This is a genomic window from Rhodococcus sp. AD45-ID (assembly GCF_003023755.1).
Taxonomy (GTDB): domain Bacteria; phylum Actinomycetota; class Actinomycetes; order Mycobacteriales; family Mycobacteriaceae; genus Rhodococcus_F; species Rhodococcus_F globerula.
The window spans coordinates 805,802-820,780 of sequence record NZ_PYHL01000002.1; the positions used below are offsets into that span (position 1 = coordinate 805,802).

At 62.7% G+C, this 14,979-nt stretch carries 12 protein-coding genes; 8 read left to right on the forward strand and 4 right to left on the reverse strand.

The window, feature by feature from the left end:
- Positions 1–20: 20 nt before the first annotated feature.
- The gene (locus C7T36_RS19905; protein WP_045067329.1) at positions 21–1,307 is read right to left on the reverse strand and encodes an alanine racemase; all 1,287 of its coding nucleotides are present in this window, start codon (positions 1,305–1,307) and stop codon (positions 21–23) included.
- A gap of 32 nt (positions 1,308–1,339) precedes the next feature.
- Positions 1,340–2,815: an amidohydrolase family protein gene (locus C7T36_RS19910; RefSeq protein WP_045067949.1), complete on the reverse strand. Its 1,476-nt coding sequence runs from the start codon at positions 2,813–2,815 to the stop codon at positions 1,340–1,342.
- Between the two features lie 188 nt (positions 2,816–3,003).
- Here C7T36_RS19910 and C7T36_RS19915 point away from each other — a divergent pair, with 188 nt between their 5' ends.
- From C7T36_RS19915 to C7T36_RS19930, 4 genes are all read left to right on the forward strand, one after another.
- Complete coding sequence (locus tag C7T36_RS19915; RefSeq protein WP_045067331.1) at positions 3,004–3,849, forward strand: M55 family metallopeptidase; 846 nt, start codon at positions 3,004–3,006, stop codon at positions 3,847–3,849.
- A 144-nt stretch (positions 3,850–3,993) separates the two neighbouring features.
- Positions 3,994–5,088, forward strand: a complete 1,095-nt coding sequence (locus tag C7T36_RS19920; protein ID WP_052683512.1) for a M20 family metallopeptidase — start codon at positions 3,994–3,996, stop codon at positions 5,086–5,088.
- Positions 5,089–5,090: 2 nt separating this feature from the next.
- Positions 5,091–5,966: a GNAT family N-acetyltransferase gene (locus tag C7T36_RS19925; RefSeq protein ID WP_045067332.1), complete on the forward strand. Its 876-nt coding sequence runs from the start codon at positions 5,091–5,093 to the stop codon at positions 5,964–5,966.
- The gene (locus tag C7T36_RS19930) at positions 5,963–7,696 is read left to right on the forward strand and encodes a CdaR family transcriptional regulator (protein WP_239654715.1); all 1,734 of its coding nucleotides are present in this window, start codon (positions 5,963–5,965) and stop codon (positions 7,694–7,696) included. The genes C7T36_RS19925 and C7T36_RS19930 overlap by 4 nt, the downstream gene beginning before the upstream one ends.
- 71 nt (positions 7,697–7,767) lie before the next feature.
- On the opposite strand, the gene C7T36_RS19935 is transcribed toward C7T36_RS19930, so the two are convergent.
- Both C7T36_RS19935 and C7T36_RS19940 read right to left on the reverse strand, forming a co-directional pair.
- Positions 7,768–8,664: a serine hydrolase gene (locus C7T36_RS19935; RefSeq protein ID WP_045067333.1), complete on the reverse strand. Its 897-nt coding sequence runs from the start codon at positions 8,662–8,664 to the stop codon at positions 7,768–7,770.
- Between the two features lie 91 nt (positions 8,665–8,755).
- Positions 8,756–9,643, reverse strand: a complete 888-nt coding sequence (locus C7T36_RS19940; protein ID WP_045067334.1) for a LysR family transcriptional regulator — start codon at positions 9,641–9,643, stop codon at positions 8,756–8,758.
- Positions 9,644–9,837: 194 nt separating this feature from the next.
- Here C7T36_RS19940 and C7T36_RS19945 point away from each other — a divergent pair, with 194 nt between their 5' ends.
- The 4 genes from C7T36_RS19945 to C7T36_RS19960 all read left to right on the forward strand — a co-directional run bounded on the left by C7T36_RS19945 (position 9,838) and on the right by C7T36_RS19960 (position 14,935).
- Positions 9,838–11,385 (forward strand): amidohydrolase family protein, encoded by a 1,548-nt coding sequence (locus C7T36_RS19945; RefSeq protein ID WP_045067335.1) that lies wholly within the window; start codon positions 9,838–9,840, stop codon positions 11,383–11,385.
- Positions 11,382–12,809 carry an FAD-binding oxidoreductase gene (locus C7T36_RS19950; protein WP_375129120.1) on the forward strand — a complete coding sequence of 476 codons (1,428 nt, stop codon included), beginning with the start codon at positions 11,382–11,384 and terminating at the stop codon, positions 12,807–12,809. Before C7T36_RS19945 ends, C7T36_RS19950 begins: the two co-directional genes overlap by 4 nt.
- Positions 12,806–13,288: a RidA family protein gene (locus tag C7T36_RS19955; RefSeq protein ID WP_045067336.1), complete on the forward strand. Its 483-nt coding sequence runs from the start codon at positions 12,806–12,808 to the stop codon at positions 13,286–13,288. The genes C7T36_RS19950 and C7T36_RS19955 overlap by 4 nt, the downstream gene beginning before the upstream one ends.
- Before the next feature lie 252 nt (positions 13,289–13,540).
- On the forward strand, positions 13,541–14,935 hold the full coding sequence (locus C7T36_RS19960; protein ID WP_239654716.1) for a serine hydrolase: 1,395 nt from the start codon (positions 13,541–13,543) through the stop codon (positions 14,933–14,935).
- The last annotated feature ends 44 nt before the right edge of the window (positions 14,936–14,979 follow it).

Genomic DNA, 14,979 nt, shown 5'->3' on the forward strand with positions numbered 1-14,979 from the left:
GGGACGCCTTTCTCGGGTTTTCAGAAGAACGTGTGGACTGACCCTACGACGCGATAACGTGCATCTACCTCGGGAATCAGTGACCACTTGTCGAAAGTTGTGCACGGGTGCGAGATTCCGCAGCCCAGGAGATCACCGACACGCACGTCGAAATTTCCCGGCAGATCGACGTAAGCGTGCTGATCGTTGAGTGCAGAGATGGACAGTTCCCGAGCCGACTGATTGGAGCCCTCTCGGCGTCGCCACAGTACTGTGGGAAAGCCTGCGTCGGAACCCACGTCGCGACGACCGAAGCCGAGGATCGCCCGGCCCGGCTCAGGTAGGGAGAGCACAACGCCCCAGACCTCGGCAGCTGCCCGCAAAGTCCGCGGACCATCGGCCCATGGCGAGGTATCGGCGTAGAGGCCGTGATCGTGAGTGATGTAGCAACCACTGCGCAGTACGACGCGCACACCGTTACCTGTTGCCCAACGGCCGGCCAACTCGCGGACTACCAGATCGTGAAATGCGCTGCCGCCGAAGGTGACCAGGGGGAGCGGGGCTTGTGTCGAGTTGTTCTCGAACAGGTTCTCCGCCACGCAGATTTCTGTGAATACTCGCGCGGATCTGAGATACGAATCGACAGAGATTCGGCGGGCAGCCACTGACGCGCCCGGCATCATGCCCTCGAACCCCTCGACTCCGGTGAGGACGAGTGACTGGGTCTGTGACGCTGCGCGGGCGACGTCGAGTGCCTGGTCGAGTGTGCGTGCCCCGGCGCGACCGTTGTCGTAGCCGAGTTCGACGAGTACTCGGATTCTGCTGCTCGGTGAGACTTTCGCGATCAAGCTCTCCATGAGTTGGACGCTCTCGATCGAGTCGACCAGGGTAGCGACGAAGAACCCGGGATCTGTTTGCTGCACATCACAGATCCATCGAATGCCCGCCGGGTCGAGTACTTGGCTCGCGATGATGATGGTGTCCACGCCGAACTCGCGGAGAATGCGGGCCTGCGCGACCGTCGCCGCGGTCATTCCCCACGCTCCGGCGTCGAGTTGTCGACGAACCAATTCCGGACTCATCGTGGTCTTGGCATGAGGTGCCAGGTCGACATCGTGGTCGGCGCAGAACTTTGCCATGAGGTCGACATTGTGTGAGATCGCCTCCCGATCGAGTGTCATCACCGGGAGTGGGAGGTCGCCGTCGAGAGCGGAGATCCCCAACGCTTCGAGGTCGGAACTGCGCAGACCGTTGAGGTCGGTTCCGAAGGCTTTGTGCTGCCAGCCGATCGGTGGGTTCGTGTGGTCGGTCGTATCGGCGATGTTCATGAGTAAAAGACTTTCTGTCAGAGCTTGTCCGGTCACGAGCGGCGAATTGGTCGACCTGGCAGTGCATCCTCGACGAGGATTCCTCCCTCGACGACGGGTACTCCGCCGACCAGTACCCGGCTGATTCCACTGGAAGGCCGAGTACCGTCGACGTACGTGGCGTTGTCGGTAATTCTATCGGGGTCGAAAACGACGATGTCGGCGTCGCTGCCTGGGCTGATCCGCCCCTTGGACGACATTGCGGGAACTGACTCCTCCAAAATCTGGGCTGGGATCAACGAGCAGCGAGCGATGATGTCCGACAGCGACAGTAGTTGACGCTCGCGATACAGCGTGCGGATTGCGCGTGCATAGGTACCGGCGCCGCGAGGATGGCCGAGTGCAGTCGGGGGCAGTGGCCACTGCAGTGCATCGGCCGGGGTGCGCCTCGGCCAGGTCAGCGGCATAGCGTCGCTGGCGATTGCGGCTCGATCGAAAGTCATTGCCCGTTCGAGGATCTCGCGTGTGGGGTCGTCGGTCTCGTCGAGGAACTCGACGAGAACCAAGGCGCCGGGATCGGTGGCACGGAGGTGCTCCAACTGCTTGCGGTTCTCGATGCGTTCCCCGGTGGGAACGAAGGTGAGTGATTGCGTCGTCAGATTCATCAGATGCAGCCTGTCCGGATCGAGAAAGGCCGCTCCGACTGCCGTCGACCCGGAACCGTACGGATACGCCTCGGTGGTGACACGTGAGCCGGCTTCCTGAACGCGCGCCACCACCGCCAGAGCTTGGTCGACGTGCGCACCGGAGGTGCTGTTGACATGGCAGTAGTGCATATGTGCGCCGGTTTCGGCTGCAGCACGGGCGATTTCGACGGCACCGTCCACCGGGCTCGACGGATCCATCGAAATGAGCGGACGCGCATGAGTATAGGTAGGCACACCCGCCCGGGCAGCGAGTGCCGCGACCTCCAGGTATTCCGCGGGGTCGGACTTCGGGGCGTATCCGACCACGACTCCGATCCCGAGAGCTCCTGCGGCGAGGTCACTGTCGATGAGTTCGAGAATGTGTGCGCGCTGCGCCGACGTCGGCTCGCCCTGCCAGCTCGGCGCACCCAGGTGATGCAGAAGTGTTCGGATGTCACCGTCGGGATCGGCGCCGGCGAGCTCGATCATGCGGGCGTGTGCCCACGATGTTGCGTACCCGTAGTTGATCGGGCGTCCTTCGGAAGCCGCTCGCGCGTATGCCTTCGCGACGGGTATGACGCCGGCCTCCAGTTCGAGGGCCGTCGTGACGCCGTCCATCGCCTGCAGCCGTTGCTCGGCGATTTCCTGTCCGTGGCTGTGCATGTCGATGAATCCGGGGCAGATCACCTGACCTGTCACATCGATGGTCCGGAGGGCTTCGATCGCGTCGTGGCCCCAAGCCGAAACCGTGCCGTCGGTGATCGCGATGTTGCGAACCTCGTCGGTGCCCGATGCCGGATCGACCACGCGGCCGCCGGTGAACACGATGTCGTGGACCTGCATAAGCGTTGCACTCCTGTCGTCGGTCGATAGTGTCCCGATGGTTTCACGGGTGCAGTGCCGGATTCTGGTGTGAACGTCCCAAATTGAGGTGTGCTCACCGTTCGGCGGAACAAGAATCTGACACGCACGAATGTGAAGGTGAGGTGTAACGACCAACACGGCGGGAACAGATTCGATGGAGGGCACGGATGCACGTCTATATTTCGGTGGACATGGAAGGTATCGCGGGTATCGCGACGCTCGATCAGACGGTTCGCGGCGGTGGCGGGTATCTGCGGGCGCAGGCGCTCATGACCGCAGAGACGAATGCTGCGATTGCCGGTGCGTTCGACGGTGGCGCGACGAGCGTCCTGGTCAATGACAGCCATGGAACGATGGACAACCTGCTTCATGCTGATCTGGATCCTCGAGCTCGGGTGATTTTCGGGTCTCCGAAGTTGCAGTGCATGGCCGAGGGTCTGACGTCGGATCACGACGTTGCACTTTTTGTCGGCTATCACGCGCCTGCGGGTGGGCCCGGCGTCCTGGCGCATACTTTCTCGAGTCTGTTCGCCGACGTTCGACTCGACGGTAAGTCGGTGTCCGAGACCGATGTCAACACTCTGTACGCGGCGACGCAAGGTGTTCCGGTAGGTCTGGTAACCGGCGACGACATCATCTGCGCCCTGGTGGACGCAGCGTCGCCGACGACAGAGACCGTAGAGGTGAAGAAGGCGCATGGATGGTCGGCTGCAAACTCGCTGCCTCCGTCGCTCGCGTGCGAGCACATCAGGGCAGGAGCGGAACGTGCGGTGCGCAAGGCCGACACGCTGAAACCCGTAGCGCTCCAGGATGAATGGACGCTCGAGATCGTTCACCCCACGACTACGGCTGCCGAGCTTGCGGAGGCTGTTCCCGGTTCGAGGAGGATCGCAGACCGTACCATCGCGCACACTCTGGGCAGTGTCGACGACATACTCGGATTGATCACTGTCAACTCACGATTGGCCGCAGTCGGGGTCAAGCCGATTGTGACGGTTGCCAATCGAACCTGATTCGCCGATGTCCCGTCGGGGAAGCAATTGGTGGCGTACGACGAATTCGAGTCGGAAGGACAGTAGTCCTGGACAAGACCTGCAGTAGTCGGTTCGGCCAAGCTTGACGGGAGTAGTCGACGTCGGTGACAGGAGTACCTGAGAGTGGACAAGAAGACAATGGTGGCGGACTTGGCCGCTTTGGTGATCGCCGAGTCACCCAGTTCAGATCTCGCGGCGGTCGACGCCTGTGCGGATGTGGTTGCCGAGATCGGGGAACGCCATCTCGGAAGTGCGCCGGAACGCATCCGTATCGACGGACGGCAGCACTTGCGGTGGGTATTCGGCCCGGAGCCGAAGGTGATGCTCCTCGGGCATTTCGATACCGTGTGGCCGCTCGGGACACTCACCGAACTGCCCTGGTCCGTCACCGACAACATCGCCACCGGACCCGGAGTCTTCGACATGAAGGCCGGCATCGTTCAGCTTTTTCATGCGCTCGCATCTCTCCCGTCGCTCGACGGCGTAGTCGTGCTCCTCAACTCCGACGAAGAAATCGGCTCCCCGACTTCGCGCGCCCTGATCGAGGAGCACGCGCGCCAGGTCGAGGCGGTGCTGGTCCTCGAAGCCGCCGCCGACGGCGCGGTGAAGACAGCGCGAAAGGGCATGTCGCTCTACTGCATCACTATCGAGGGACGCGCTGCGCACGCAGGCCTGGAACCCGAGCGGGGTGTGAACGCTGTCGTGGAACTCGCGCATCAGATTCTGGCCGTGGCGGAACTCGCGGATCCGGCGGTGGGAACGTCAGTGGTCCCGTCGGTCATCAGTGGTGGCACCACCACCAATACTGTTGCAGCGCAAGCGCAACTGTGGTGCGACGTTCGGATGTGGTCCGCGAAGGAACAGGAACGCATCGATCGTTCGGTTCGCGAGCTGGTGCCAGTACTGGCCGAAAGCCGGATCTCGGTGACCGGAGGACCCAACCGGGGTCCCCTCGAGGCCGCGTCGTCGGAGAAGCTGTACTTCCTCGCCCATCAGATCAGTAGCGAGAACGGGCTGGGGATGTTGCGCGACTGCGCGGTCGGCGGTGCCTCGGACGGAAACTTCACCGCTGCAGTCGGAACCCCCACGTTGGACGGCCTCGGTGCCGTCGGCGGTGGCGCCCACGCGGCAAACGAACACGTAGAGATAGATCAGATGATCCCGCGCGCCGCGTTGTTGGCCGGTTTGGTGACTCGAGTCCTGGAGGGAGGACTGTGACGATGACATCGCCGAATATCAGCCAAGCCGAACATGCCGCTGTGCTTGCGCGTGTGACTATCGAAACCGTTACCGGGCATGCCAAGTTGGAACAGGTTTTCGACCTGTTCGAGAAGGTATGGCAGCCGGAGAGCGGAAATCCGCCCGTGCACCGGGACATGATGCAGGCACTCGCGCACTCCGGTAATTACGTAGCCGGCGCTTTTCGTGGTGGAGACCTGATCGGTGCGTCGGTCGCATTCTTCGAGGAACCGCAGCACCGTTCGTTGCATTCTCACATCACGGGGATCCTCCCGACTGTCCAGAACGGTCATATTGGCCTTGCATTGAAACTGTTCCAGCGGGCGTGGGCGCTGGAACGGGGGATTCTCCACGTGCGGTGGACTTTCGATCCCCTCGTCGCGCGCAATGCCTACTTCAACGTCTCGAAACTCGGTGCGCTCCCGATCCAGTATCTGCCGCGTTTCTACGCGCCGATGAACGACGGTCTCAACGGCGGTGCCGACAGCGACAGGTTGCTGATCGACTGGGAAATCGGCAGTAGCAAGGTCTCGGATGTCGTCTCCGGTGCCGGCGAGGTTCCGACTCCAGAGTCCTTGGGAACGAGCGAACTGCTGTCCGTCTCGGAAGCCGGTCTGCCCGTGATGAAAGCGACCGAGAATCGATTTGTCACCGTGGCTACGCCGAATGACGTGTATGCACTGCGTAATTCGGACCCGACGGTGGCGAACGATTGGCGATTGGCTGTCCGCGACGCTCTCGGTGGCGTGCTCGCCGAGAACGGGGTGGTAGTTGCCGTCACCCGGAGCGGGAAGTACGTGCTGGATCGTGCGCCGGGATCAGAATTCGTCAAGGCGACAGTGGAGGTTGCTTCGTGAAGGGTCTGGGAGGCCCAGGTGTTCCGGGAGGCCCAGGCGTTGCGGGAGGCTCAGGTATCGGCGTCGGACCGTATGACACACTTCGTTCACAGGACGAAGGAGTGATGGACGTGGGCACCGTGCGACCTCGCATCAGTTTGGTGCGGCTTCTCGAAGACGTGGGAACCACGGTGCTGAACGCGGTTGTCGGTGATCCGCAGTCGATGGACGAGGTTGCGTCCGTCGTCATTCACGATCCCGAAGACGATTCGCCGTCGACCTCGGACTCGATGGTATTGCTCGTCGGGATCAGTGGCGGTGAACGTATCGCGGAATCCGTCGTCGATCTGGCCGAGCGTGGTGTAGCGGTGGTGGTCGCGCGTGTCAGCTCCGACCTGAGCTCTGTGGACCGGGAGACCATCGAATCCACGGGTGTTGTCGTGTTGGCGCTGGCCAGAGGAGTCTCGTGGGTTCAGTTGACAAGCCTGCTGCATTCGGTGCTGGAAGCTCGTAACGAAGTCGGCCACATACATTCTCGCGGAGGTGGCCCGGCTGGGGATCTGTTTGCGTTTGCCAACGCGGTCAGCGCACTCCTGGACGCGCCGATCACGATCGAAGACAGAAGCTCACGGGTCATAGCGTTCTCCGGTCGTCAGGAGGAAGGTGACGGTCCGCGTATCGCGACCGTTCTGGAACGGCAGGTCCCTGACCAGTACATTCGAGTGCTCGAAGAGGCAGGGGTATTCGACCGGCTCTATCGAAGCGACGATCCGGTGTGGGTGCCGGCGGAGACCCTCGGTACCAAAATGGGACGTATCGCAGTGTCCATTCGGGCCGGCGACGAGTTCCTCGGCTCCATGTGGGTGGCACTGGTCGCGCCGTTGTCGGAAGACCGAACGCGCGCGTTGCTCGATTCGGCAGGGATGATCGCTTTGCAGATGTTGCGGTTGCGCGGCGGCGCCGACGCCGAGCGTCGACTGCGCGCAGACCTGATCGCGACTCTACTCGACGGAGGGGCCGGTGCTGTCGACGCGATGAATCGGCTCGGCCTCGGCACTGGTCCTACTCTCGTAATGGCTTTGGGCCGAAGGTCTTTCGAGGGGTCATCGAAGCCGGATGACGCCGCCCATATCGTGCGATTGACTGATGCTCTGGCGATGCACCTCGGTGCCGTTCACTCGCAGTCGGCGGCTGCCCTGGTCAACGGAACCGGCTACGCGGTGCTGTCCGTTCGCGGGCACTCCCCGGCAGAAGCCGAGTTGCAGGCGTCTCGTGTGGCCTCGGATTTCCTGGACCGCACCGGAGCGTCCGGCGATACGATTATCGGGATCGGTCGGGTCGTGACCAGACCGGCTCAGTTGAGCCGATCGAAGCGCGATGCCGAGCACGCACTCGAAGTGTTGTTGGCGGGACGAGCGTCCGGCAGTGTCGCCACCTTCAGCAGTGTCCACGTTGATGCCATTCTGTTGGAGATCGCGTCGGAGGTCGCTGCCGAAGGGTTTTCGGACCTCGGGCCGATCGAGGCAATCGCCAGTCACGACGCTGCTCATGCGACCTCGTTTGTCGACACTCTCGATGCGTGGCTCAACGCCTTCGGTGATGTCGGTGACGCGGCAGCGTCATTGCATGTGCATCCCAACACATTTCGGTACCGTCTCAGTAAGGTGAAGAGTATGGCGGCACTGGATCTCGATGATCCGAACGTGCGCTTCCGGCTGATGGTGCACCTTCGACTGCGTGGGCCGCGCTAGCTCGAAAGCCGAAAAATGCGGGTCGCGCTGATCTTTCAGTGCGACCCGCATTTTTTGTCAGCGGATTCTGGTCAGCTGTTGTTGCGGAGTGCTTCGACAGCGATGCGGCCGACGGTTCCGATCGAGGCGTCGATTTTCGGCGCCCGTTTGGTGAGTTCGTGGGATTTGGTGAAGACACCGACGGCGTAACGCTTGCCGTCCGGGTACGTCACGACACCGGCTTCGTTTCGTACCAATCCCAGGGTGCCGGTCTTGGCGGCGACAGTGACCTCGTCGGGGAAACCGGAAGAAAGTCGGTGCGGCCAGACCTGCTTGCTCATGATCGTTCGGACCTCGTCACAGGCGGATGCGGGGCCGGCTTCGTCGCGCCAGATTGCAGCCAGCAACTGTGTGATCTCGCGAGGAGTACTGGAATTGGTGCGGGACGGATCCATAACGGAAATCGTCCGAAGAATTTCGATCTCGGGGTATTCGAGCAGGGTGCCAGCGTCGACTCCGAGATCTTCGTAGACCGTCTTGAACAGGCCGCGGCAGTCGCGAACCAAGTTGGTCTTCTCCAGACCCAGACTACGCAGCGTAGATACGATGTTGTCGAGCCCGAGTCGGTTGTAGATGAAGTCGGTGGCGGCGTTGTCGCTGAAGCTCATCATGAGCAGAGCGAGGTCTCGCCAGCTGGCGGTGACGTCGTCGGCGCAGCCGCCGATACCGATGCCGCCCGAGCGGAACTCGGCCGTCACTGTGGCGTGCTCGGTCGGATCGAGGGTTCCGGCCGCTACTGCGCGGGCGTACTCGAGGACGACGGGAATCTTGAAGACGGAGGCGAGGATGACACCGTCGTCAGCGCCGTAGCCGAACTCTTCGCCGGAATCGATGTCACGTACGTGCACGAACGCGTCGGTCTTCGCTTCGGCCAGAACAGCAGCGATCTCCTGCTGTGCGCTGTCAACGTGGGTGGCAGTGTCGGTCATTCGAGGGGCCTTTCGTCGGTGTCCGTAGATCTGAGGATAGTGAGATCCCGAAGGCCGGTCTTGTGTGAATCGACGAAGGTTGGCACTGGTTTCAGTGGTGATCCACTATCTGGTCCACTACTTCGAGGAAAAGCCGGAGCGCGAGGTTCGGGTTGTCGGCTCGAAACGCGAGACCGACCGTCAGATACATTGCCGGTCCGTCGATCTCGCACATATGAACCCCGGGAACCCGGTAGGTTGCGGCGCGTCCGGCGGGCATCGGCGCTACCCCGACGCCGGCCGCTACCGCGTGCAGTACCTGCTCGTCATCGGCCTCGCGTCTGACCACGTTCGGTGCCCTTGTGGGCCAGAACATTTCGACGATGGCGTCGTACATGCCTGGTCCGTTCGCCCGGGGCCAGAACACCACCGGCTCGTCCGCAAGTTGTGCCAGTTCGACGACGTCGAGTGCGGCGAGTGGATGTCCGGACGGTACCGCGAGCAGGAGTCGCTCACGGTCCACAATGCGAACCGTCAGCTTCGACTGGTCAAGAGGCGGCCGCACCACCGCGATGTCCACAGCCCCGTCGGCGGCAAGCGCCGTATTCCGGGTGGTATAGCCGCGATGCTCGGTAATCGCGACCTTTGGGTATCTGGCGCGAAATTGGTTGACGGCCAGTGCAACTGCCCCGCCGGCCCATGATCGCGTGTGCGCGATGCGCAGTTCACCCTCGGACCCGAGCGCTGAGGCTCGGATCCGTTCGACGGCTCGGTCGGCTGATTCGAGCAGGAATTTTGCTTCACGAACCGCGACGATTCCGGGATCCGTCAGGCTGATTCTGGGCCCTCGCCGATCGAAGAGCACTACGCCGAGCTCACGTTCGAGGACTTTGATCTGTTGGCTCAGTGCGGATTGTGCAACATGTAGCTCAGCGGCCGCGCGCGTGAAGTTAAGGTGATCCGCGATTGCCACCAGATATCGCGCCCGCTGCAGGTTCACGCTGTAACTATAAGTGAAGATGATCGAACAAGCGGGAATGCGACTTGGACAGTGTGTGCGCGCCGAGGCATGCTGAGTGCTGATCGACACGCTGTCGAAATCGGACGGGCCGAAGCCCTCGAGGACCCACATATGGCAGAAGACTCCCACGTGTACCTGCTGATCATGGTCATCGAAACACGATAGGAAATATCATGGACTACGACTTCGCGATAACCGGGGGAACGGTTGTCGACGGAACCGGATCACCACGACGCACGGCGGACGTGGCCATCGTCGGCGATCGGATCGCGGCGATCGGTCCGGGTCCGTTCCCGGCTACCGAGACCATCGACGCGACCGGTTGCATTGTGGCTCCCGGCTTTATCGACCTACACTCGCACGCCGACTTCACCGTACTTGGCCACCCCTGCGCCGAAACGCAACTGGCACAGGGCGTCACGACGCTCGTCACCGGAAATTGCGGACTGTCACCGTTCCCGTCGCACGACAGCGGACAGGCAGGGGCGCAGTGGCCCGACGCGTACGGATTCGGGGACGCAGTCACCGCAGCACGACCGGCTGTCAATGTGGGCTTACAGTTAGGGCACAACACACTGCGGGTTGCTGTGATCGGCAACGAGGATCGGCCTCCGACGACGGCGGAACTCGGGCAGATGTGCGCGATCATTACCGAATCTGCGACGGCGCCCGGCGTCGTCGGGTTCTCGACCGGCCTCATCTATATCCCCGGCCTTTTTGCACAGTCCGACGAACTGTGCACTCTGGTGGCAGCCGCCGCGACGGCGGGACTGTTGTACTCGACGCACATGCGCAACGAAACGTCGGAATTGGCCGCTGCGGTAGAGGAAGCCATCGAGACCGCGGAGCGGGCCGGCGCACGTCTGCAGATTTCGCATCTCAAGGCGATGGGACCGGAGAACTGGGGGACGGTGAACCGCGCCCTGGAACTGATGGATCAAGCCCGGATACGCGGAGTGGACGTCACCGCAGATGTTTATCCGTACACCGCGTCGAGCACGGACCTGTCCTCGAGGCTTGCGAGATGGGCCGTCGACGGCGGCCTCTCGGCGCTGCTTGAACGGCTGGCGGACCCCGAGACCCGGATACGCATTGCGGACGAGTTGAGGTCCAGGTTCGGCCGAGATATCGACCCGGACGGCGTCGTGATCGCGGCTCTGCCTAGCGGAGAGTTCCACCGTTACATCGGACACTCGCTATCCGAGATCGGCGCGGACCGCGGTACCGACGCCGCTGATGCTGCTCTCGATGTACTTGCCGCACATCAGGGTTCGGTGAGCATCGTCAACCACGCGATGAGCGAGGATGACATGCGGTCGGTGCTGACACATCCGCAGGTATCCGTCGCCAGCGATGGCGCGATGCTCGCCCCGGCCGGTCCCGGCCGCCCGCATCCACGCAGCTTCGGCACCTTTGCGCGAGTACTCGGCCGGTATGTCCGCGACGAGCGCACTCTGACGCTCGAGGACGCGATCCGGAAAATGACATCGCTGCCGGCATCCCGAATCAGGGTGACCGACCGCGGCCTTCTTGCTCCTTCCATGGCTGCCGACGTGGTGATCCTCGACCCGAACACGATCGAGGACACCTCGACCTTCGACGCACCGTGGCAGCTCGCCCGCGGTGTACGTGACGTGTTCGTGAACGGCATACCGACTGTGAGCGGCGGAGACCTCACCGGCCACCGCGGCGGCCGCCTGCTCGAGAGGAGCGCAGCGTGATCGCATCGACCACGACGCTCGTCGACGAACTCGCCCGCATTGTCGGGCCGGCACACGTCTTGACAGATCGTGACATGGTTGCGGGATATGTCACCGACTGGACGGGGCACTGGCACGGCGCTACCACTGCTGTGGTCAGGCCCGCCGACACCGGCCAAGTCTCCGCGGTCCTCGCCTGTTGTCACCGCGCCGGCGTCGCCGTCGTGCCGCAAGGCGGCAACACCGGGCTGGTCGGTGGGTCGGTGCCGATGCGCGGTGAGGTGGTGCTCAGCACGACCCGCCTCGCCGTCATCGAGGAAATCGACGAGGTCGGTCGCACGCTGGCAGCCGGCGCCGGTGTCACGATCGCGCAGGCGCAGCAGGCTGTCCGCGAACACGGGTTGGACCTCGGTATCGACCTGGCCTCACGTGATTCTGCGACGCTCGGAGGGATTGTCTCCACCAACGCGGGCGGCGTGCGAATGATCAAGTACGGCAACACTCGATCACGGTTGCTCGGCGTCGAAGCTGTTCTGTCCGACGGCCGGGTGCTCTCGCGTTGGAAGGCCTTGACGAAGGACAACGTCGGCTACGACCTGCCGGGTCTGCTGGCCGGCGCCGAAGGTACCCTCGCGGTCGTCACCCGGGTCCTGATGCGTCTGGTGGTTCCGGCTGCTCACACGCAGGTAGTGATGGCCGGGGTCGAATCGGTGGGTGCCGGTCTGGAACTGATCCATAGGCTCGAGCGCGCGGGACTCACGCTCGAAGCTGCCGAGTTGATGACTCGCACAGGTATCGGGCTGGTCCGGAAGCATCGGCACTTGCGACCGCCGCTCGACGCGGATGCACCGTTCTACGTACTTGTCGAGGTCTCCGGACCGACGCAAGCGCAGTCACTCCTGCTCGGGGTGCTCGCTGAAGCTGAGGGTATGGTGCAGGGCGCCGTCGTCGAGACCGGGCCGGCAACAAAGCTGTGGCAGTACCGTGAAAGTCACACCGAATCGGTCAGCGCCGAATCATCCACTCCACCAGTGAAGTTGGACATCGCGACGCCGCTGCGAGAGATAGAACCCTTCCTCGAGGCCTTGACCGCAGGGCTTGCCATCTCTTTCCCCGGTGTCAACCCGATTTGCTTCGGGCACATCGCCGACGGCAACATTCATGTCAATCTGCTCGACGTCACCGGCGATCAACGAGATGCCGTCACCGACTTCGTGCTTCGATTGGTCACCCAACACGACGGCAGCATCAGTGCCGAGCACGGAGTGGGCCGCGCGAAGGCCCGCTGGATCACCCTCGGGCGGAGCGATGTCGACCTCGACCTCATGGCCTCGATCCGGACTGCGCTGGATCCAGCAGGCATGCTCAACCCGCACATCCTCCCGGGATCATCTGACTCCGAGAGTAATTCGCCGATACAGCTCGAACGAGAGGTAGCCCGATGACCGGCACAACGACCTGGACAGACCGCCTGCGAGATCTCGAGCTATCCCTGCCGCCGGTCGCGACACCGGCGGGCGCATACGTGCCTGCTGTGCGTACCGGGAACCTGGTCTATACATCGGGGCAGTTGCCATTGGTGGATGGCGTCAGCACCTGTACCGGAAAGCTGGGCGTGGACGTATCGGTCGAGGACGCCGCCGCGGCTGCGCGACTGTGTGCACTCAACGGACTCGCCGCGGTCGACATGCTCGTCGGCCTCGATCGGGTCGTCCGCGTCGTGAAGATCGTCGGCTTTGTTGCGTCCGGTCCCGGGTTCACGCTGCAACCGCAAGTCATCAACGGCGCCTCCGACCTGCTCCTCGACGTTTTCGGGGGTGCCGGTCGGCACGCACGATCCGCGGTCGGGTTGGCCGAACTGCCTCGAGGTTGCGCCGTCGAGGTCGAGTTCGTTTTCGAAATCGACGGCGGCGGACTCTCGTAGCTGCTTGCCCGACGACGAACCCTGCGGCACTCGAGGCTCGTCGAATCGCACCATTTTCGGGTGCATGTTCAGTGCAATCGACCAGGACGAAATTGCAGCCGCGCTGAGATCATCGACTGATGGTTTTACGTTCCGCTTGCCTCGCACGTCGAAGAGTGAGCTGGTGGAGCAGGACCGATTTTGCGAGACGTTCTGCACCACAAGGTGGATCGCATCCATGCCATTGACTTCATGATCGAAGGAGTTCGACCAGTGACCGAATTGCCCAAGGACCTACTTGTCGCCCCGAAGTGGCAGGCACGACTCGACGAACTGGCCGAGAAGCATGCGGTGCCGGGCGCCCAAGTGGGAGTGATCGCGCTGTCTGACGACGGAACTGCGGATATCCGCGTGATCACCACCGGGCTGACCAGCTTGAACACCCGCGTCGAGGTGGATGCCGACACCCTGTTCCAGTACGGATCCGCGACCAAGATCTGGACGACAACGCTGATCATGCAGCTCGTCGACGAGGGCAAGCTCACGCTGGACACCCTTGTGGTGGAGGTTCTTCCGGAGTTCACGATCGCGGACCCGTCCAACACGAAGGAAATTACGATTCGCCAGTTGCTGACGCATACCAGCGGTATCGACGGAGACCTGTTCAACGACACCGGCGACGGTGACGACTGCGTCGAGAAGTACGTCGACGAACTCGCGACCGCGATCAGCGTGACCAAGCCGGGCGGACATCTGAGTTACAGCAACGCAGGTTTCTCAGTGGCCGGCCGCATCGTCGAGGTTCTACGTGAGATGACGTGGGACGAGGCGTTGGTCGAATACCTCTGGAAGCCACTCGGATTGACGCACATCATCACCAAGGCCAAGGACGCCCCGCTGTTCCGCACCGCCGTCGGCCACGTGGGCAACCCGGATCGGACTTCACCGGACACGGTGGTTCCGACGAAGCAGTGGCTGCTTCCTCGCGGCATCGGACCGGCCGGCATCATCCTCGGATCCGTCAGCTCTCTGCTGAGCTTCGGTGCTGCACACATGCGTGACGGCCTGGCTCTGACGGGCGAGCGCATCCTGTCCGAAGAATCGGCGCGTTTGATGCGGACCCCGCAGTTCGACCTGACAGCGGTGTCGAGCGTCGATCAGGCCTGGGGGCTGGGTTGGATTCTGTCCGACTGGGGCGGAGTCACGTCCGCGCAGCACGGCGGCGCGACCATCGGCCAGATCACCCGATTCCACACGTTTCCCGAGCTCGGCCTGGCCATGGCGGTCGTCACGAATTCGCGCGGCGGCGGAGCTCTGGCTCACGAGATCGAGAAAGAGATCGCTCAGGAATTCGATCTTGTTCTGCCCGAGCCGAAGTCCGAACGGGATGCTGCCGGCATAGATCTGTCGCCCATTCTCGGGACCTATGAATCGACCACCGTGCGAATCGAACTCACGCGCGGCGATGACGGTGGCTTCCAGGTCCAGAGCTTCGCCAAGGTCGAGATCGACGGTGAGCCCCCGTCCCCGCCCACCAAGGTCGTGCCGTTGTCTGCTTCACGGTTTGCGATCAGCAGTGAAAGTGCCTCGGGCGAGATGGCTCATCTCACGATCGATGGTGAGGAATATCTCTACATGACAAGGCTTTTCAAGAAAATACCGGAATAGCCGTGGCGAGGTGATTCTCTCCGCTGAATGAAATTTCGGGCAGG

Coding starts and splice junctions, on each gene's coding strand:
- C7T36_RS19915 (WP_045067331.1), top strand. CDS start 3,004: ATGCACGTCTATATTTCGGTGGACATGGAAGGTATCGCGGGTATCGCG.
- C7T36_RS19935 (WP_045067333.1), bottom strand. CDS start 8,664: ATGACCGACACTGCCACCCACGTTGACAGCGCACAGCAGGAGATCGCT.
- C7T36_RS19945 (WP_045067335.1), top strand. CDS start 9,838: ATGGACTACGACTTCGCGATAACCGGGGGAACGGTTGTCGACGGAACC.
- C7T36_RS19955 (WP_045067336.1), top strand. CDS start 12,806: ATGACCGGCACAACGACCTGGACAGACCGCCTGCGAGATCTCGAGCTA.
- C7T36_RS19925 (WP_045067332.1), top strand. CDS start 5,091: ATGACATCGCCGAATATCAGCCAAGCCGAACATGCCGCTGTGCTTGCG.
- C7T36_RS19905 (WP_045067329.1), bottom strand. CDS start 1,307: ATGAACATCGCCGATACGACCGACCACACGAACCCACCGATCGGCTGG.
- C7T36_RS19910 (WP_045067949.1), bottom strand. CDS start 2,815: ATGCAGGTCCACGACATCGTGTTCACCGGCGGCCGCGTGGTCGATCCG.